Genomic DNA, 18,453 nt, shown 5'->3' with positions numbered 1-18,453 from the left:
TGCTTTCGGCGTCGCGGCACAAGCCGCCCGATTCGGCGTAGATGAGGTGCACTCCAGTGTTAAGGTTGCCGCCGTGGCAACCGGTCTAGACGCTAAGACTCGCCTTTTGATGTGGTGGGTACGCACCGAATATTGGCTCGCGCGCGCCCTGCTGCCCGATGTCTATGCAAGCGACGGGCTGATCAGCTTCCACAACGACGCCTTCCTCGACGACCCGGCGTTTCAGCGTGCGTACCAGCGCGGCGCACGGGCCCTGCCCGACCCGGATTGGTACCAGTGGCAATGGCGAGTGCACGTCGGGCTGTGGGCGGCGGAGAACGCGAGCAAGCTGGACGGCGACTTCGTCGAGTGCGGCGTCAGCTATGGATTCTTGAGCAGCGCCATCATGGAGCACCTGGATTGGGACCGGCTCGGCAAGACGTTCTATCTGCTGGACACCTTCGCGGGCATCGATCCGCGCTTTGTCACAGACACCGAACGCCAGTCAGGGGAGGTCGAGCGCAGTCAGTCAAAGTTGCGCAACGGCATGTACGTCAGCGGGGTCGACGGTGTCCGGTCCAATTTCGCCCAATGGCAAAACCACCGCATTATCGTCGGTGCCGTTCCGGAAACACTTGACCAAGTCGAGGCACGGGCGGTGGCTTACCTGCATATCGACATGAACTGTGCCCCACCCGAAGTCGCCGCGCTGCGCCATTTCTGGCCGCGACTCACTCCGGGCGCCTTCGTGCTCCTGGACGACTACGCGAACCGAGGACGCGACGAGCAGCGTGCCGCGATGGATGCGCTGGCCGTCGAATTGGGTGTGCCGATCTGTGCATTGCCCACCGGGCAGGGGCTGCTGATCAAGCCGGCTCAGGGATCGACTTAGCCGATCGATTTCCCGTTGGCCGCGTCCTCCAACAGATCGGCCGTGCGGTTAATGCTGTCGGCGGGTGCGGTCATCTGGGTGGCGAGTGCCCGAGCGCGGGTTGCATAGGATGGCGCGAGTATCTCCCGCAGGTCCGCAACCAGCGACGCCCGGGTGGTAGCCGAAAAGCGCCGGGCGGCACCAACTTCCAACCGCTTCACCTGCGCCCCCCAATAGGGTTGATCGGCCGAGCTCCACAGAATCAGCGTCGGAATGCCGGCGCGCAGGCTCGCGGCCGTGGTGCCCGAACCGCCGTGGTGAACGGCCGCTCGGCAAGCCGGAAAAACTGTCGCGTAGTTGACCGGTCCCACCAGCCTCACATGGTCGGGATGCGATACGTCGGCAAAGTCAGTGCCGCCGAAGCACACCAAAGCGCGCTCACCCAACTGCGCGCAGGTTTCGCCGATCATCTCCACCATTTCGGTGGGAGACTCGACCGGAATGCTGCCGGAGCTGAAGCAGATTGGTGGTGTTCCCGCGGCGATCCAGGACACCACGTCGTCGTCGGCATCGGTGGCCAGTTCCATCGTCAGTGCACCGACGAAGGGCCTGCGGCCACCCCATTTCGCCCATTCGGCGGCCAGGCCGGGATAACACACCGCGTCGTACCCCTGGATTTCCAGGGATCCGCGGCCGGCGATCCGGCGTTGCGAGCGCGATGTTGCAGGGGACAGGCCGAGTTCACGGCGCTGCTCGTCTTCGACCTTCTTTGTCGAGCGCCAAAACAGCCATTCGATCGCGGTCATCGACGACCGGACCAGCGGGGCCGGCAGCGTGGGGACCAACTGGCCGTTGGCCCGCATCGGAAAGTGATGCAAGGTGGCCAGCGGAATGCGGTAATGCTCGGCCACGTTGGCGGCGGCTTGCTCGAAGTTGATGCCGGTGGAAAGCAGGTCGGCCCCGTCCGCGAGTGCTAGTAGCGTTTTATTAACCTGCGCCCAGTGCGCGATGATGGGCTCCCATATTTTGCGCACCAGGTTGATCGGCCCGCGAATCGTCCACGCGCTGCGCAAAAAATCCGTCCACATGTTGCGTAGGAAATCCTCGTCCAGGAATTCTTCGATCGGGGGCCCGTACGACACGGCGGATAGACCCGCCGCCTCGGCGAAGTCGAGCAGTCCAGGCGGAACGGCCAGGCACACCTGATGACCTCGGCGTTGAAGCTCGCGGCCGACAGCCGCGGAAGGTTCGATGTCGCCGCGCGTTCCATAGCTGGCCAGGGCAAATTTCATTGCGCAGCTTAGCCTTCCAGTCGTCTAGTTGCTCGTCGCCGGCACGTGGGCGAAGTTTTCTAACAGATCGGCTGTCTTTGTCGCACTTTCGGCGGGTTTTGTCATCCGCGTTGCAATCTCGCGGGCGCGTGCCACGCAATCCGGAGCGAGGATTTCGCGCAGGTCACTGACCAAGGTTTGCCGGGTTGTGGCCGAAAATGGCCGGGCAGTACCCACTTTCAGCCGTTTGATCTGGCCCGCCCAGATCCGTTGATCCCCTAGGCTCCACAGGCTCAGGGTGGGAACACCGGCCCGCAGGCCCGCGGCCGTGGTGCCCGCACCACTGTGGTGCACCACCGCGCGACAGGCGGGGAAGACTTTCGCATAGTTAACGGGGCCGACCACCTTGACATGGTCGAAGTGCGGGACATCGCTGAAGTCCGTCTGACCAGAGGCAACCAACGCGCGCTCGCCCAGCTGCGCGCACGCGGCGCCGATCATCTCGATGGTCTCGACGGGAGATCTCACCGGGGTGCTGCCGAACCCGAAGAAGATCGGCGCTGTCCCGGCGTCGACCCAGGACGCGACCTCCTGGTCGGCGTCGGTGGCCATCTCGATCGTTAGCGTGCCGACGAAGGGGCGTTGATCGCCCCATTTCGCCCATTCGGCGGCCAGCCCGGGAAAGCACACCTCGTCGTAGGCCTGGATTTCCAGCGATCCGCGCGCGGTGATCCGTCGAGGCGCGGGGCCCGACGCCTTCGGGAGACCTAATTCGCGGCGTTGCGTGTCCTCGGCGCGTTTGGTTAGCAACCGCTGCGGCCAGTCCAGTGCCCGCACCGCGGCGCGTACCAGTGGCGCCGGTACTCCCGGAGCGACCTGACTGTTGGGCAGCATCGGGAAGTAATGCATCGTGGCCAGCGGAATGCCGTAGTACTCGGCCACATTGGCGGGCACTCCCGGAAAACCCGGCCCGGTGAACAGCAGGTCGGCCCCGTCCGCGAGCGCGACCAGGGTGGTACTCATTTCCGCCCAAGAATGCGCCAAGAGCCCTTGGACTTCGCGCCAGGAGGCGATTACCTCGTTGACCTTCCAAAACTTGCGTAGGAAATCGACGTCCCAGAACCCTTCCTGTTGATCGGGCCCGTAAGCGACTGCCTCCAGCCCGGCCGACTCGACGAGGCCGACCAGATTGGGCGGGACCGCCAGGCGGACGTCGTGACCCCGACGCTGCAATTCACGCCCGACAGCGGTGCTCGGTTCGATATCGCCGCGGGTCCCGTAGCTCGCCAGGGCAAACTTCACAACTCACCTGCTTCCGGTTCGGGTGCTTCGCGACGTCGAAGGCCATTATCTCTTGCTCGATGTGTTGCCGGTTGGCCGTTTGCGATCCTGCGACCGTATTGCACCGCCCGAAAGAGGGAGCTGCTGCCATACTTCGTGCAATGAGCGAAAGGACGGCAGCGAGCGCACCCAGGGTGAGCATCGTGGCGACCACCCACAACCAGGAGAATTACGTACGCCAGGCCTTCGACAGCTTTCTCGCCCAGCGAACCGACTTCCCGGTGGAGATCATCGTCGCCGATGACGCCTCGACCGACTCCACGCCATCGGTGATCCGGGAGTACACCGATAAGTATCCGCACCTGTTCAGGCCGATCTTGAGGCCGGAGAACCTGGGCCTCAACCGGAACATGACCGGAGCGTTGTCGGCAGCCCGAGGCGAGTACGTCGCGCTGTGCGAGGCCGACGACTATTGGACCGACCCGCTCAAACTGAGCAAGCAGGTCGCCTTCCTGGACCGGCACCCGGCGACCACGGTGTGTTTCCACCCCGTGCGCGTGGTCTGGGAAGACGGCTATGCGAAGGATTCGAGGTTCCCACCGCCCCATTTACGCGGCAACCTGACCGTCGACGCCCTGCTGCTGATGAATTTCATTCAGACGAACTCCGTCGTCTACCGTCGCCTCCAGCGCTACGACGACATCCCCGCCGACGTCATGCCGTTGGACTGGTACCTGCACGTACGCCATGCCGCCCGTGGCGGCATCGGGATGCTGCCCGACACCATGTCTGTCTACCGCCGTCATTCAAAGGGCATGTGGCACAACCAGGTTGCGGATCCACCGAGATTCTGGCTGACTCTGGGCTCGGGGCATGCGGCCACGTTCGACGCGATGCTCGACCTTTTCCCGGACGATCCCGAGCGCGAGAAACTCATCGCCGCAATGGCCGACTGGATCTTGCGCCAGATCGCGAATGTGCCCGGCGCTCAGGGGCGCGCGGTGCTGGAGGAAACCATCGCGAGCTATCCGCGCATGGCGGAGCTGGCGATGAAGTACCGCTGGGCATCACGTTCGCAACGGCTTAAGGAGTCGTGGCGCAGGTTCGCGCTCGTGGCGCCGCACGCGAAGGGGATGGTGGAAATCTGGCCCTTCAGCCTCCAGCACCGGCAGCCGCAGCATGGTGGAGACGCCTTGCGACCGCTCGGGGAGCGGTACGCGGCTACTGACGCGCGAAAATAAAGGCGTGATTCTCGAAATTCGGTAGCCGGCCGAACCGGCCGCAATTCTTCTTGTGCAGCAAGGTAAACCCGAGTTCGGCGACCTTGGCCTCGAGATCCGCGTCGGTGATGCCCCACTGCCAGATATGGTGCACATCGCGCCACGGCCGGTTGTGGTCGGGATGGATCTCGTCAAGCCTCCCGAACAGGTTCTTGTAATTTTCCTGACGCGGGTTATGCGGGACATTGCGAAAATACTCGTCTTCGCCCAGGTCGAGTAATCGGACGTTACTACCGGAACCTGTCCATTGCTGGTTGTAAATGACCAGTGCGCGAACATTTTTCGCATACATTTCCAGGACCTTGTCCCAGTCGGGCGCCACCTGGTGCAACAGCACGTCGAAGAGCAACACCGCGTCGACTTTGCCTACCTGATCGGCAATGGCCGGGTCGCCGAAATTTCCTTTGATCAGCCGAAGTTGCGGATACTTCTTGGCTTTGTTGATGACCTTTTCGGTCGGATGCGTATCAACCAACGCGGCGTCTTTGATGTTGTGCTTGTCGAGGGCGTGGAACGTATAGCCGCCCTCCACCCGCCAGACGCCACCAAGGTCAGCGAACGATTCGACGTTCAGAGATGTGAATGCTTGATCAATGATGTCGACTTTGTCTTGCAGAATCTTCCGGAAGAGACCAAACATCGTGACCTCCAACACCTCCTGATCGCTCGATTACGGGATCAGTTGCTCGCGATCCGACCCACGCGATCACCCTACAGGTCGGGCTCCCCAGGAAGGGGTGTTTGGTTTCGCCGTGATCGCGGCCTGGATGGGTGGGTTTGCGCAACCCGCAGATTTTCGCGGCGACCACGGTTTAAGGTGATCGGTGCCGAGATCAGCAGCGCTCTCTGCCGAGGTATGGGCGCGGGGCGGGGCTGATGCACCGGCGCGGTTCCCGGGGTGCACGCTTGTAGGAGGTTGGGATCATGGTGTCGCGTCGAGCGGCGAGAGCTGCGCGAGGGGGAGACCCGTGACGTCAGCTCCGACCGTGTCGGTGATAACGATTAGTTTCAAGGATCTCGACGGGCTGAAACGCACCGTGAACAGTGTGCGAGCCCAGCGTTATTCGGGGCGTATCGAGCACATTGTCATCGACGGCGGCTCCGGTGATGAGGTTGTCGAATATCTGTCCGGGATAGAGCCGACCTTGGCGTACTGGCAGTCGGAGCCGGATGGCGGGCGCTATGACGCGATGAATCAAGGCATCGCCCGGGCCTCGGGAGATGTGTTGTGGTTCATGCATTCCAGCGATTGCTTTCCTGACCCGGACGCGGTGGCTGATGCGATCACCGCGATCTCGGATCAGGGGCCTGTTCGCGAGGTGTGGGGGTATGGGATGGACAATCTCGTCGGGTTGGGGCGGGTGCGCAGCCCGATGCCGTTTCGCCTCCGCAAGTTTCTTGCCGGTTGGCAGGTGATCCCGCATCAAGCCTCGTTTTACGGGTCGTCGGTGATTAAGCAGTTGGGTGGCTACGACCTCGATTTCGGGATCGCTGCCGACCAGGAGTTCATCCTGCGTGCAGCGTTGCTGCGCGAGCCAGTCACGATTCGGCGCGTGTTGTGCGATTTCGATACCACTGGCGTTGGGACGAATCGTGCTCCCAGCGAGGTCTTTGATGACCTCCGCCGCATGTGGGACATGCATGGCCGCTATCCGCTGGGCGGACGGCGGGTGTCTCGCGCCTATTTGCGCGCGTGCGAGTATTACTTCCTAGCTTTGGCTTTCGTATTCCGACGATAAGCAATGCGGGCTGGACTACGCCCGCCTGAGCCAGAAGGAACCGGGCTCGCGGGATTCGAACTGTTCCCGTAATACGGGGCATGCGGCGGTTAGTTCGTTTGGGTAGTGGTGCTTCAAAAAGTTCAGCGCCCCAATGATTTTGAACTCTGAGTTATAGCTCAGAAATGCCTCGAGCAGATACTGCTCGTTCCAAAAGCAGACCGACTGTATCCACTCGTCGAGGTAGTCCTTGGGGCTGAAGATGTCGTGAATGTGAATCAGCACACCGGGTTTGAGGACCGGAAGGATCTCGAAGTACTCGAACAGGACGTCGCCCTGTGGCCGGATCATGTGCGACGAGTCGATGAAGAGGATGTCGTTGGCCTCCATTTTGGTGAACAACGACGAGTCCATCAGCTCCACCGGCTTGCGGATGACCTTGACGCCGAGGTGCTCGAGCCAGTCAACCTCGTACGGTTCGATGCAGACATGTTCGCAGCTGTAGCCGGGATCTTCGGCTCGGTTGGCCTGTAGTGCGCTGGCAGCCAGCAGGGTTGACCGGCCGCTGCCGATCTCGAAAAGGCGCTTCGGCTTGAACAGCCGGATCATGTTGTAGAGGTACTCGGCGTCGCCCGACTCGAAGAAGCCGTTCCGGTAGTAGAACTCCTGGTCGGCCCGACGGTCTAGCGGAAACCGCAACAATTCGTCATTGAAGTGAAATTTCTTCAGCAGACCTAATTGCTCCTCGACGTTCCAGTCGATGCCCAGCAGCTCGCGATCGTCGGATAGCGGTTTCCGAAGGTGATTGGGATTGAACAGTGGCTCATAGTAATGATCAAGGACGGGATAAATTCCCACTTTCCGAAATACCCGCAAGGTCATCGGCATACGCGAAAAGCCGGTCTGGCGGATGGCGCGTAGAGCTAAAGATGCCAACGCGGTAACCGGAACTAATGCCCAATCTATCAGTGTAAAAATTGATTTCATGAATTTTTGCATCACTCGCCGTATCTGTCGCCAGGCATCGAAGGCTCCAAGGTCATTTCGCTCCGCATGAATTCGGCAGGTTGATTCGGCTCCTATCGAATCCCGGCCACGCCGCGATTCTAACACCACCAAAGTCGCGCCAGGTCAACCTTGGCCAGGCGCAACGCGTGCCTAGCCGCGCGCTCTCCCCGGTTAGCGTTAGTACGCCGCCTCTGCACCAGGACGTCGATTTTAACCGCCCCCGCGGACCAGCAGGCCCGGATTAGGCCATTCACCGATCCCCGTCGTTCTCTTAAGTAGAACCCTAAGTACAGAAATATATTTATTCAGGGCATGTAGCAGTCCGCTCCCACGAGAGGCTTGAAGTCTCGCTTCGAGTTCGTCCCTATCCGAGCTTGCCAGGACAGTGGCGGGATGCTTGAGTGGCAATTCGAGGTCCTCGGCGGCGAGCGCGGAATGAGCGGAGTAAATTAGGTCCCACTTGGTGTTTGTCGCTTCGGTGTCAAATCCTATATTTCGTACCAGGTTTCTCGCAGGCGTCGCGCATAGCCCGGAGTTCGCCCATATCGCGTAAAACCATTGGTAGGCCCATGTGTTAATCTTTCCGTCATAAACATATTGCAGAATCGACTCACGGTAATAGCGTTCGAGAATGCTGGAAAAATATTGGTCGAATATTTTTCGGTCTCGTATTTCGGGCCAATCTGACATCTTTGCGTCGTATTTCTCCCAGGCCCGCCTCCAGGTAGCCCAGCCCCACACGTGCGGATACCGAGAAAAATAATAGCTATCATCCGTAGCCATCCGCCCGAACAGATGATTGCGTCCGGACACCATCATGACACGCTCGTCATTCGCATAACGATCGAGTAGTTCAGCGCAGTAAATAAAAAATGACGATGACGGTACACAATCATCTTCAAGTATTATTGCCTCATCGACGAGGGTAAACGCCCAGCTGATTCCGGAGGAAATGCGGAGCTGGCAGCCCATGTTGGATTCTGCGAAGTTCTTATGGACCTGGCAGTCCCAGTCGACTTCGTCCACAATCGCTCTTGTTATGGCGCACCTCTCAGGCTCGCCCGGCCTGTCTTCCCGTGGGCCATCCGCAATCACCAGCAGTTGGGCGGGCTTCGCAGCTCGGATTGCCTCGAAAACCTGGCGCGTGTTATCGGGGCGGTTGAAGATGATGAAGATGACGGGGACGGAACGTCCTTTCGCGGCGATCACTTTACGCAGTCAACCACTATCGACATCGGCCTGAACGGCGATGACACCCTGCTGTCATTGTCTGGAGTCCTCTTTATGAATCCCTTCGAATAATCGATGGGCGCACTGAAGGGATTCCCGGCTTCATCGTAGTAATGGAGAAAGTTAACGGAAGAAAAGGGAGTATCTGTTAGCAATTTACGAACGGATTCATACTTCGGGAACCAGACATGTCCTCCGCGAACTACTCTTTTTTCACCGAAGATCAAGAAGCGTCGCTTGTACTTGCCGCCTCCAAACGGGTCAAATAGTAAATTGCCTTGGGCGTCTTTGACGGATCGCTCATGCAAGATATCACAGCGATAGTCCGGAACTGACAATCTGAACAGGCCTCCGAACTTGAGCACTCTGTAAATCTCCTTTATTGTCGCCGGCAGCGATTGCAATCTAATATGCTCGAAGACATCTTCTGACTGGTAAGAATCAACCGATTCGTCGGGCATTGGCATCGGTTTTGATACATCATGGCGTATGTGCCATTTATCTTCTTGGACCAGAGATAGGCCCACTTGCCCCGTGGTGCGGTATTCAGGCATATCCGGTAGGTCGCCCGCATATAAGTTGACAACGGGAAGGGACGACAGCTCGTCGAATTTCATATGCTGTTCCTTTTCACGAGGCGATACAACAGATGCGAGGCGAACATGCTGGAGGTCATTCCTTTGCTGAGCGAAGCAACAGTCAGCCAAGGTCTCCCCGTCGCGGCGTCGCGCTAACAACAGAGTAAGTGCTTCAGTCGATTATGCCTGAGTGACGCGCGCAGGGTCGGCAAACGTGAAGCCGAGGAGCTGTCGAGTGTCGTAGATGTCGGCGCGCTGCGCGATTGCGTCGGCGGACACCTTGGTGTACACGGCTCCCACAAGAATGTGCTGGGTGAGACAAAATGCCGCGGTGGATGTCGCTGGTTGTGGCTCTAAGGAAGTGCACGCCATCGTCGCAGAGCTCGATAAGCGACGAAATCAAATACTACGCCTTTTGAGAAGGAGACTAATTCCTTTTGACCGCGGAAAGCGGATGCTAGGCGCGCACTAATGCCGGCCCATACCGAAATACTCGAAGCCCTCGGCTCGTAGCTGCTGCGGGTCATAGATGTTCCGTCCGTCGAACACAACGCGACCGCGCATAACCGACTTCACCCGAGCCCACGATGGACGTTCAAATTGTTTCCACTCCGTCAGTAGGAGTAAGGCATCGGCGTCCTGAATAGCAGCGTACATGTCACTTGCGTATTCGATCGAATCCCCTAGCACCTTCCTCGCTTGGCGAGCGGCCTCGGGATCGAAGGCCCGCACGACCGCGCCGAATGCGACCAGTTTCTCCGCGATGATGAGGGCGGGGGCGGCGCGCACGTCGTCGGTTTGGGGCTTGAAGCTGAGACCCCAAAGTCCAATGCGCAGGCCCTGTAAATTCTTGTCGGCCGACTTGCCCCCGAAACGGGTCACGATCTTGGCGACGAGGGCAGCCTTCTGCTCGTCGTTGACGTGCTCGACCGCTTGGAGGAGATGCATGTCCGACGCCAGACGGTCCGCCGTATGTAGCAAGGCGCGGACGTCCTTCGGCAAGCATGAACCGCCGTAGCCGATCCCAGGGGACAGGAAGTCATAGCCGATCCGCTTATCCGCGCCGATGGCCTCCCGTACCGCGGCGACGTCGGCGCCGGCCTTTTCGCACAAGTTCGAAATTTCGTTGATGAAGGAGATTTTGGTTGCGAGGAAGCAGTTGGCCGCGTACTTCGCCATCTCTGCACTCCGGACGTCGATGGAGATGAGGGGCTGGGAGAGATGCAGGAACGGCTCATAAAGCTCGCGCATCATGGCAAGGGCTCGCTCGGAGTCGCTGCCGATCACTACCCGGTCGGGGCGCATGAAATCGGTGATCGCCTTGCCTTGCTTCAAAAATTCCGGATTGGATACAACATCGAACTCATGCTCCGTCTTATTGCGGATAACGGCACGAACTTCGTCCGCAGTGCCGACGGGCACGGTTGACTTGTTGATGACGACCTTGTAGCGGTCCATGTGCGATCCGATAGTGTCGGCCGCGGCGTAGACGTGAGTGAGGTCAGCCGCACCGCTCTCACCCATAGGCGTTGGAACGGCGATGAAAATCATGTCTGCGTGTTCGACGCCGCGCTGGCTGTCGCTGGTGAAGTCGATTAGTCCCTTTTTTCGGTTCTTCGCAATCAGCTCCGCCAAGCCGGGCTCGAAGATAGGGACCCCGCCTGCAAGCAGCAGGTCCACCTTAGCCTGGTCGATATCGACGCAGACTACGTCATTGCCGCTGTCCGCGAGGCAGGCGCCCGTGACGAGGCCGACGTAGCCAGATCCGATTACCGAAATTTTCAAGATGACCCCTTTGCGTCTCGGTCGATCGCCGCCCATATTGCCCCAACTAGGCGCGGTTCATGCACTATTCCTGTGGCGCAATAGGTAAACAACCTGGATACCTCGGACGTCGCGCGCTAGGCGTGCTTCCACCCGCGCACAACCGAGCGCCCCTCGCCCCGGGGGTTGCCCCCGAGGTTCAGTCGTTGCAAACCTTCCCTCTGCGATACGCGGCCGTCGGTAGCGGTTTGCCAGCTTCGTTGCGGGGTACACTGCCGCTAGGACGGAGGCCTTGTGGGGTATTCAAATCTGTTGGCGGAGTTGGCGTTCACGGCTCGGCAGCGATCAGGCAAACTTGCCGTGCCCGACCTGCCGCACCTGGACAGCCAGGAATCCATCAGCTGGTTTCTGGATCGATTAGCCACCGCGAATCGTTATTTGGAGTACGGGACGGGCGCGTCGACCTACCAGGCAGCAAAGGTTGGGGCGGACTTCATTGCTGTCGATACCGACCGGTACTTCCTTGAAGCCGTTCGGCGCAAGATTCACAGCGCCGGTCTGGACAGGCCAGGTCAAGTGTTTCGGTACGCCGACATCGGTTGGACCGGTACCTGGGGTCGACCCCTCGGGCGGATCACCGAACGTCGTCTCGAAAAGTTCCGTCGCGCCTCGGATCCTCCACCTGAATGCTTCGACGGCAGACTACCCGACTTGGTCCTGGTCGACGGGCGATTCCGCGTCGCTTGCGCCCTCAAAGCCTTTAATATGCTGGGTGCGCAGACGGGATGGACGCTCGTCCTCGACGACTACGCCGACCGACCGCAGTACCGGGCGATCGAAGACTACGCCCAGGTGGATATGGTCGGACGTATGGCGGTCGTGCGACGGGCGCGGCCTGTGCCCCAAGAAGTGATCGCGCGCTGGGAAGTTGACTTTCACTAGTCGGGTTTTGCGGCGTCCGCCGAACTGCTCTGCCTGCACCCGCGCATCATCGGGTCCAAGGCCAGCAACCACGGAAGAGTAAGCGCCAACGCTGCACTGTACGGTTGCGCAACTAACGGGATTTCGCGTTATACGTGTCGATTTGGGGCAGGTCGTACGCGAGTGTGATGTCGGGTAATGCGTCGCATTGCATCGCCCGGCGCGTAGCGATCCATGACTTAGGGGTACACACCGAACCAACAGCCCAAAGCCCTCTCCGCATGCTTTGCTCTAGCAGGCGGCAACGCAATGTTGTGCGAGCCCAGATCCCTTGACTTCGACATCTAGGATTGAGCGATAGTAACGGGCTGGGCACAGGTAGCCACGGGTGAGCCGGCCGCGATGGGGTGCGGAACATCTGGCCATGAACATCCGCCGACAGAAGCGGGAGTCGAGTGAAGCGAGCGCTCATCACCGGGATCACCGGCCAGGACGGCTCGTATCTTGCCGAACTGCTGTTAGGCAAGGGTTACGAGGTTCACGGGCTCATCCGCCGAGCTTCCACTTTCAACACGTCGCGGATCGATCACCTCTACGTCGACCCACACCAACCTGATGCCCGACTGTTCTTGCACTACGGCGACTTGACCGACGGAACCCGATTAGTGACGTTGCTCAGTACGATCGACCCCGACGAGGTGTACAACTTAGCGGCACAATCGCATGTAAGGGTCAGCTTCGACGAACCGGTACACACTGGCGATACCACGGGTATGGGATCGATTCGCCTACTGGAAGCCGTCCGGCTGTCCCGCGTCGACTGCCGCTTCTACCAGGCCTCGTCATCGGAGATGTTCGGCGCATCGCCGCCGCCGCAGAACGAGCAGACCCCGTTTTACCCGCGGTCACCGTATGGCGCGGCGAAAGTGTATGCCTACTGGGTGACCCGCAACTACCGCGAAGCGTACGGATTATTCGCGGTCAACGGCATTCTCTTCAATCACGAATCACCCAGGCGGGGAGAGACATTCGTGACTCGAAAGATCACGCGAGCCGTCGCACGGATCAAGGCGGGCATCCAATCCGAGGTGTATCTGGGTAACCTGGATGCCGTACGCGACTGGGGGTACGCGCCGGAATTTGTTGAAGGAATGTGGCGGATGCTGCAGGCCAACGAACCAGAAGACTTTGTGCTGTCAACGGGGCGCGGCTACTCCGTGCGCGACTTCGCTCAGACCGCATTCGAGCATGCCGGGCTCGACTGGCACAAGCACGTGAAGTTCGACGATCGCTATCTGCGGCCCACTGAAGTTGATTCGCTGGTCGGCGATTCGACCAAGGCCGCCCAGTCGCTGGGCTGGAAGGCATCCGTGCACACCGGCGAGCTTGCCCGCATAATGGTGGATGCCGACATCGCCGCGCTTGAGTGCGATGGCCGACCATGGATAGACAAGCCGACCCTTCCGGGGTGGAGTTGAGCGCGGGCATGCGTACGCCGATCGGCACCCTGGACCGCACGTTACCCGTATACATCGCCGGGCATCGCGGCCTCGTCGGATCCGCGTTGGTGCGCAAGTTCGAAGCCGAGGGATTCACGAATCTTGTTGTGCGGTCACATGATCAACTCGACCTTACGGACCGTGCCGCGACGTTTGACTTTATCCTGGAGTCGAGGCCCCAGGTGATGATCGACGCCGCGGCGCGCGTCGGCGGCATCATGGCCAACAGCACCTATCCCGCCGACTTCCTCTCGGAGAACCTGCAGATTCAGGTCAACCTGCTCGACGCCGCCGTGGCCGCCCGCGTGCCGCGATTGCTGTTCCTCGGATCTTCGTGCATTTACCCGAAATTCGCTCCGCAACCCATCCAGGAGAGCGCGCTGCTCACCGGTCCGCTGGAGCCGACAAACGACGCCTACGCCATCGCCAAGATCGCCGGAATCCTTCAGGTGCAGGCGGTTCGGCGCCAGCACGGATTGGCATGGATTTCAGCGATGCCGACCAATCTCTACGGGCCAGAGGACAACTTCTCCCGTTCGGACTCGCATCTGCTACCAGCACTCATTCGGCGATACGAGGAGGCCAAGTCCATCGGCGCGCCCGAGGTGACGAACTGGGGTAGCGGTGCCCCTCGGCGCGAGTTGTTACATGTTGACGACCTGGCGAGTGCGTGTTTGCATCTGCTCGAACAGTTCGACGGCCCCACCCATATCAACGTCGGGACCGGTATCGATCACACGATCAGGGAGATCGCTGAGATGGTCGCTACAGCGGTGGGATACACGGGCGAAACACATTGGGATAGAACAAAACCGGATGGTACGCCACAAAAGCTCCTTGATATTTCCGCGCTGCGGGAGGTGGGATGGACGGCCAAGTTACCGCTGCAGGAGGGCATTGTGGCCACGGTGGCGTGGTATCGGGCCAACGCTGATACGGCGAGGCAATAGACTTGTTGTTAGATATGACTTCTCACGCCGCGTCGTGGCAAAACGATTCTGAACCGCTGGAACTACCGCCTAGGGCCAGTTAGTGTGACCGTTATGTCGATGATCATGCGCAGCCTGATCGCTATCGCGCTGAATACAGGGCGCAGCAAAGACTCCCTGGAGCCAACGCGCCGGGCAGCCGCGTACGGGTGGTTCCATGGCGACCATCTGGTTTCGCCACCCGCCATCGCGAAGCAGCGCCATCTACTGAAACTGTTCAAATCGCGCAACCACCGCATCTTTGTCGAGGCTGGTACTTACAAGGGTGCGACGACGGCCTTCTTTGCGCCGCATGCGGAGCGGGTGATTTCGGTCGAGCTCCACGACGGTCTATTCACCGCCGCCAAGCAACGGTTCGCGAGTTATCCGAATGTCAGCCTTGTCCACGGCGATTCGCTTATCGAAATCCCCAAGATTGTGGCGGACTGCTCGAGCCCGCCGCTCGTGTTCCTCGATGGACACTTCTCTGGTGACGGCACTGCGGAAGGGGAGGAGATGGAACCCGCAGAGTCGACGCTCAGACAACTCGCCGACGTAGCCATGCCGGGAACCACACTCGTCATTGACGACCTGCGCCTCTTCGGCTCAGGGCTGGTCGGATTTCCACAACTCGATGAGATTACAGCCGCTGCGCGCAGCGCGTTCCCGACGGCCGCGATCCGCACAGGTCTGGACTCGATTGTCGTCGAGCTACCCGAATGAACCGACCCTGCCATCGCGCCCCAGAAGTTTCTGCTACGACGGATGAAGCAGCCTGATTCGGCGAACGTGTCGGCGCGCCGTGTTAATGTGGCGCCGTGAATTTTTTTCGCAGGGGTGGTTTGATCGCGCGAAATACCATATTTGAAGTAACTCGGCCCTATTCCGAAACAGGTTGGAAGCGCCAGTTCGTCAAGCAGCTTGAAGCCCATCGCGTAGATACGGTTATTGATATCGGCGCGAACTCGGGCCAATATGCTAGTGATCTGCGCATGGCGGCATACACGGGCCGCATTGTGTCATTCGAGCCGCTTTCGGAGACGTTTTCTCTACTCCTCCGAAATGCGTCGAAAGATCCTCTCTGGGAATGCCGGCAGTGCGCGGTAGGCGATGTCGACGGGATGATTTCGATCAACGTCGCGGGTAATGCTGGTGCGAGCAGCTCGATCTTGCCAATGCTGAAGAGTCATCAAGATGCTTTTCCGCCGGCGAACTACATCGGCACCGAGCAGGTTCCGATTCATCGCCTTGATGGTTTAACGCCAAAAGTGCTTGGGGCCAGCAGCGTGGTTTTTCTCAAGATCGACGTTCAAGGTTTCGAAAAACAGGTTATCGCCGGCGCTCAATCAACGATAAGCGACCATGTGGTGGGTATGCAATTAGAACTGTCGTTCATTCCCTTGTACGAAGGGGGGATGCTTATTCGCGAGGCGCTTGACTTGGTGTACTCGCTGGGTTTTACGTTGACCGGTCTGCTTCCTGGCTTCACGGACCCCCGCGACGGTCGAATGTTGCAAGCCGACGGAATATTTTTTCGTGAAGTTCAATGACCATTATTCGACGGTCAGTATCGTGATGCGCGCTTAAGCTGTAGATTCGGCCGCACGTCGATAGCCACGCACGGCCATTGGCATGAATATCACAAGCAGCGCTACCATCCACATGAGAGTGATCATAAGGGGCCATAAAATCGGGCCGCCATGGGCAAGCGCCCACATTGTCTCTATGGGCGGCGACATCGGTTGCAGGTGGACCAGTGGACGAAGCCACGTCGGAAATTGGTCAATTGGGGTTGTCCCAGGATTCAGGAAAGCTATCGACACGGTGGCGGCCACCAGCCAGGTCATGACACTGCGTCCATTGGTGCGGATGGCCATCGCCATCACCATAGCGGTAAATCCGACAACCAGGATTGACGGAATCAGACAATAGAGCAGTAGGGTAGGCCAGCCGTGGTTAAAGCGCAGGCCCATTCCCACACCAATGATTGTGATAAAGACCGAACCGATAAGCGCGCGGACAGCCTCGGCCGCTAGTCGGCCGGTGAGTGCACTTGCCCTGCGTACCGGCAGCATCCACATTCTGCCGAGCAGGCCCGATTCGCGCTCCCACTGGATCCCTACCGCGGTGCTGAAAGCCCCGAATAGCCCGGATAGAACCGCGCAAACTGGGACAAGACCGTAAACGCTCTCCACCCCAGTGACCTTGCGCACCCGCTCATCCAGCACCACAACGTAGACAAATAGCAGACAGACGGGAAACGCGAGCGAGCCCACGAGCACTGCACGGTCGCGTCGCCATCGGGTGAGGAGGCGACCAGCATGCACCCAGCTCTGGATCACGAATGTGCTGATTGCCTCGGGGATCTGTGTCACTCGGCCCGCCTCTGCATCCGCACGGTTACCGCGCCGAAGACCAGCACCATGCCTGCACACCAGACAAGGCTGGTCGCCAAGTTTCCGCCAGCGACTCGGCCCGCGGCAAGGCCGCGCAGGGTCTCGGCGACTTGTGATACCGGTTGGTTACGGACGAACGGACGCAACCACTCGGGAAACGTTGCCTCAGGGGCGATTCCAGTGGATAGCAGAAACAACATGAGCTGCGGGACGAAGAGAAGCTGGCCAGCTCCCTGGATACTGTTTGCGCTTGACCCAAGTGCATCGGCACCCAACGCGACGGCTAAGCACAGGAACATCGCGATCAGCACAAAAGCCACCCCGTAACCCGCTCCACCCGTCATGCGGAATCCGAAGGCGTAGCCCGCGACCATGGCAACCGAAAGTGCGAGTGCCGCTCGAGTAAGGGTCGCGACCATGCGCGCGCTCACCGGGACGGCCGCGGAAATCGGCAGTGTCCCCAAGCGTTGGCCTAGCCCTAAGAGGTGGTCGCGCGCCGCCCGGTCTGCGGTAAGTAGACCGACGAAAACTACAGATTGGACGACGACAGCGGGCACCAAGTATTGCGCATATGTGATGCCGCCGGTGTTGACAAGGCCGTGCAACGCCACACTGAAGCCCGCCAGATATCCGATGGGGGAGAGCAATTCAAAAAGTAGTCCCCCGTCGCGGGCGGCGGCCATCAGCGAACGTTCAGTGAGGGCGGCCAAGGCACTCATGATCGGGTGACAGTGCCTTCGGTGATATGGAGAAATGCCTCGTCCAGCGACGGTTTGCGCAGCGAAATGTCGGCGAGCTCGATACCAAGCGCATCCAAGCGACGAAAGACCTCACCCAGCGTTGCTACGCCGTCCGGAGCGAGCACTGACACCGCGTTCATATCGGCGTCGATATCGATGCCGCTAAGCCCGGACAACGCTGCCGCGACACGACTCAGGTCGTCCGGATTGGCCGGACTCACTTGGCAATAGCTGGCCCCAACCCGGCGTTTGAGTTCTTCGGCTGTGCCGCTTGCAATCACCTGTCCGCGGTCGATGACGACAATCGAGTCGCTCAGAATGTCGGCTTCTTCCAGGTATTGCGTGGTCAACAGCACGGTAATCCCTTGGATGGTTAACGAACTTACAAGGGCCCACAGGGTGCGGCGGCTACGTGGATCCAGGCCCACAGTTGGCTCGTCCAGGAAGAGCACCTTCGGCAGCACCATTAGGGCGCTGGCTAGGTCGATGCGCCGCCACATGCCCCCGGAATAGGTGGATACTCGACGATCAGCGGCTTCGACAACATCGAACCGCTCGATCAACTCGTCGGCGCGAGCTTTCGCCTGTCGGCGACTCAGCCCCCGTAGCCGACCGAACAACACTAGATTTTCCCGGCCAGTAAGGAGCGGATCCATCGCGGTGAACTGGCCGGCCATCCCGATACTGCGTCGTACTTGCGAAGCCTGGCGCACGATGTCGTAGCCGGAGACGAAAGCGCTACCCGAAGTGGGGCGCATCAAGGTGGACAGAATGTTGATCGTCGTCGTTTTGCCGGCGCCGTTGTGGCCGAGCAGCCCGCACACTGTGCCCGCCGGAACCGAGAAGTCCACACCGCGCAGTGCCTGCGTGTCTTTCCCAAATGTCTTAGTGAGGCCGACAACCTCGATCGCCAGTTCACTCACGATAGGAAGTATTTCATGGTGGACGT

The 18,453-nt window shown here is 59.8% G+C and carries 18 protein-coding genes; 8 read left to right on the top strand and 10 right to left on the bottom strand.

Translation table 11 applies throughout. From position 1 onward, the window contains the following. Positions 1-109 precede the first annotated feature (109 nt). Entirely contained in the window at positions 110-871 is a 762-nt protein-coding gene (locus G6N33_RS00860) for a class I SAM-dependent methyltransferase (RefSeq protein ID WP_044511479.1), read from the top strand. Here the strand turns inward: G6N33_RS00860 and G6N33_RS00855 are convergent. Continuing rightward, positions 868-2,142, bottom strand: a complete 1,275-nt coding sequence (locus tag G6N33_RS00855; protein WP_044511480.1) for a glycosyltransferase — start codon at positions 2,140-2,142, stop codon at positions 868-870. The genes G6N33_RS00860 and G6N33_RS00855 overlap by 4 nt on opposite strands. Positions 2,143-2,166: 24 nt before the next feature. Then, positions 2,167-3,423: a glycosyltransferase gene (locus G6N33_RS00850; protein WP_044511481.1), complete on the bottom strand. Its 1,257-nt coding sequence runs from the start codon at positions 3,421-3,423 to the stop codon at positions 2,167-2,169. Between the two features lie 140 nt (positions 3,424-3,563). Between G6N33_RS00850 and G6N33_RS00845 the strand changes: the two genes are divergently transcribed. Continuing rightward, positions 3,564-4,643: a glycosyltransferase gene (locus G6N33_RS00845; RefSeq protein WP_081662273.1), complete on the top strand. Its 1,080-nt coding sequence runs from the start codon at positions 3,564-3,566 to the stop codon at positions 4,641-4,643. Here G6N33_RS00845 and G6N33_RS00840 read toward each other — a convergent pair. Further along, positions 4,624-5,322, bottom strand: a complete 699-nt coding sequence (locus G6N33_RS00840) for a class I SAM-dependent methyltransferase (protein ID WP_044513303.1) — start codon at positions 5,320-5,322, stop codon at positions 4,624-4,626. The two genes, G6N33_RS00845 and G6N33_RS00840, sit on opposite strands and share 20 nt — an antisense overlap. Positions 5,323-5,650: 328 nt before the next feature. Here G6N33_RS00840 and G6N33_RS00835 point away from each other — a divergent pair, with 328 nt between their 5' ends. Further along, a complete protein-coding gene (locus G6N33_RS00835) occupies positions 5,651-6,421 on the top strand; it encodes a glycosyltransferase family 2 protein (RefSeq protein ID WP_044511482.1) in 771 nt (256 codons plus the stop codon). 15 nt (positions 6,422-6,436) lie between these two features. Here the strand turns inward: G6N33_RS00835 and G6N33_RS00830 are convergent, their stop codons facing one another. From G6N33_RS00830 to G6N33_RS00815, 4 genes are all read right to left on the bottom strand, one after another. Beyond that, complete coding sequence (locus G6N33_RS00830) at positions 6,437-7,282, bottom strand: class I SAM-dependent methyltransferase (RefSeq protein ID WP_231382630.1); 846 nt, start codon at positions 7,280-7,282, stop codon at positions 6,437-6,439. Between the two features lie 336 nt (positions 7,283-7,618). Continuing rightward, the gene (locus G6N33_RS00825) at positions 7,619-8,617 is read right to left on the bottom strand and encodes a methyltransferase type 11 (RefSeq protein WP_231382631.1); all 999 of its coding nucleotides are present in this window, start codon (positions 8,615-8,617) and stop codon (positions 7,619-7,621) included. Then, positions 8,614-9,255, bottom strand: a complete 642-nt coding sequence (locus G6N33_RS00820; protein ID WP_081662274.1) for a methyltransferase domain-containing protein — start codon at positions 9,253-9,255, stop codon at positions 8,614-8,616. Before G6N33_RS00820 ends, G6N33_RS00825 begins: the two co-directional genes overlap by 4 nt. 429 nt (positions 9,256-9,684) lie before the next feature. Continuing rightward, positions 9,685-11,001: a UDP-glucose dehydrogenase family protein gene (locus tag G6N33_RS00815; RefSeq protein WP_044511483.1), complete on the bottom strand. Its 1,317-nt coding sequence runs from the start codon at positions 10,999-11,001 to the stop codon at positions 9,685-9,687. Between the two features lie 291 nt (positions 11,002-11,292). Between G6N33_RS00815 and G6N33_RS00810 the strand changes: the two genes are divergently transcribed. The 5 genes from G6N33_RS00810 to G6N33_RS00790 all read left to right on the top strand — a co-directional run bounded on the left by G6N33_RS00810 (position 11,293) and on the right by G6N33_RS00790 (position 15,918). Continuing rightward, positions 11,293-11,922, top strand: coding sequence for a hypothetical protein (locus tag G6N33_RS00810; RefSeq protein ID WP_155945975.1), 630 nt, complete (start codon positions 11,293-11,295; stop codon positions 11,920-11,922). Between the two features lie 434 nt (positions 11,923-12,356). Next, positions 12,357-13,379, top strand: a complete 1,023-nt coding sequence (gene gmd, locus G6N33_RS00805; protein ID WP_044511487.1) for a GDP-mannose 4,6-dehydratase — start codon at positions 12,357-12,359, stop codon at positions 13,377-13,379. 8 nt (positions 13,380-13,387) lie between these two features. Further along, on the top strand, positions 13,388-14,350 hold the full coding sequence (locus tag G6N33_RS00800) for a GDP-L-fucose synthase family protein (protein WP_044513309.1): 963 nt from the start codon (positions 13,388-13,390) through the stop codon (positions 14,348-14,350). Between the two features lie 93 nt (positions 14,351-14,443). Beyond that, positions 14,444-15,091 carry a class I SAM-dependent methyltransferase gene (locus G6N33_RS00795; protein ID WP_044511488.1) on the top strand — a complete coding sequence of 216 codons (648 nt, stop codon included), beginning with the start codon at positions 14,444-14,446 and terminating at the stop codon, positions 15,089-15,091. 95 nt (positions 15,092-15,186) lie between these two features. After that, positions 15,187-15,918 carry an FkbM family methyltransferase gene (locus G6N33_RS00790; RefSeq protein WP_044511489.1) on the top strand — a complete coding sequence of 244 codons (732 nt, stop codon included), beginning with the start codon at positions 15,187-15,189 and terminating at the stop codon, positions 15,916-15,918. Positions 15,919-15,951: 33 nt separating this feature from the next. On the opposite strand, the gene G6N33_RS00785 is transcribed toward G6N33_RS00790, so the two are convergent. Genes G6N33_RS00785 through G6N33_RS00775 form a run of 3 tightly spaced genes read right to left on the bottom strand, consistent with a single transcriptional unit; the run spans position 15,952 to position 18,427 of the window. Next, positions 15,952-16,743 carry an ABC transporter permease gene (locus tag G6N33_RS00785; RefSeq protein WP_231382632.1) on the bottom strand — a complete coding sequence of 264 codons (792 nt, stop codon included), beginning with the start codon at positions 16,741-16,743 and terminating at the stop codon, positions 15,952-15,954. Continuing rightward, positions 16,740-17,483 carry an ABC transporter permease gene (locus G6N33_RS00780; protein WP_044511490.1) on the bottom strand — a complete coding sequence of 248 codons (744 nt, stop codon included), beginning with the start codon at positions 17,481-17,483 and terminating at the stop codon, positions 16,740-16,742. Before G6N33_RS00780 ends, G6N33_RS00785 begins: the two co-directional genes overlap by 4 nt. Further along, a complete protein-coding gene (locus G6N33_RS00775) occupies positions 17,480-18,427 on the bottom strand; it encodes an ATP-binding cassette domain-containing protein (protein ID WP_101528852.1) in 948 nt (315 codons plus the stop codon). Before G6N33_RS00775 ends, G6N33_RS00780 begins: the two co-directional genes overlap by 4 nt. Positions 18,428-18,453 lie beyond the last annotated feature (26 nt).

Origin of the sequence: Mycobacterium simiae, assembly GCF_010727605.1 — a bacterium.
Taxonomy (GTDB): domain Bacteria; phylum Actinomycetota; class Actinomycetes; order Mycobacteriales; family Mycobacteriaceae; genus Mycobacterium; species Mycobacterium simiae.
This window is presented reverse-complemented; position numbering and strand designations above follow the sequence as displayed.

Excerpts from the sequence above, each read along its gene's own strand:
- G6N33_RS00860 (WP_044511479.1), top strand. The coding sequence starts at position 110 with ATGTGGTGGGTACGCACCGAATATTGGCTCGCGCGCGCCCTGCTGCCC.
- G6N33_RS00855 (WP_044511480.1), bottom strand. The coding sequence starts at position 2,142 with ATGAAATTTGCCCTGGCCAGCTATGGAACGCGCGGCGACATCGAACCT.
- G6N33_RS00845 (WP_081662273.1), top strand. The coding sequence starts at position 3,564 with ATGAGCGAAAGGACGGCAGCGAGCGCACCCAGGGTGAGCATCGTGGCG.
- G6N33_RS00840 (WP_044513303.1), bottom strand. The coding sequence starts at position 5,322 with ATGTTTGGTCTCTTCCGGAAGATTCTGCAAGACAAAGTCGACATCATT.
- G6N33_RS00830 (WP_231382630.1), bottom strand. The coding sequence starts at position 7,282 with ATGACCTTGCGGGTATTTCGGAAAGTGGGAATTTATCCCGTCCTTGAT.
- G6N33_RS00820 (WP_081662274.1), bottom strand. The coding sequence starts at position 9,255 with ATGAAATTCGACGAGCTGTCGTCCCTTCCCGTTGTCAACTTATATGCG.
- G6N33_RS00800 (WP_044513309.1), top strand. The coding sequence starts at position 13,388 with ATGCGTACGCCGATCGGCACCCTGGACCGCACGTTACCCGTATACATC.
- G6N33_RS00795 (WP_044511488.1), top strand. The coding sequence starts at position 14,444 with ATGTCGATGATCATGCGCAGCCTGATCGCTATCGCGCTGAATACAGGG.
- G6N33_RS00780 (WP_044511490.1), bottom strand. The coding sequence starts at position 17,483 with ATGAGTGCCTTGGCCGCCCTCACTGAACGTTCGCTGATGGCCGCCGCC.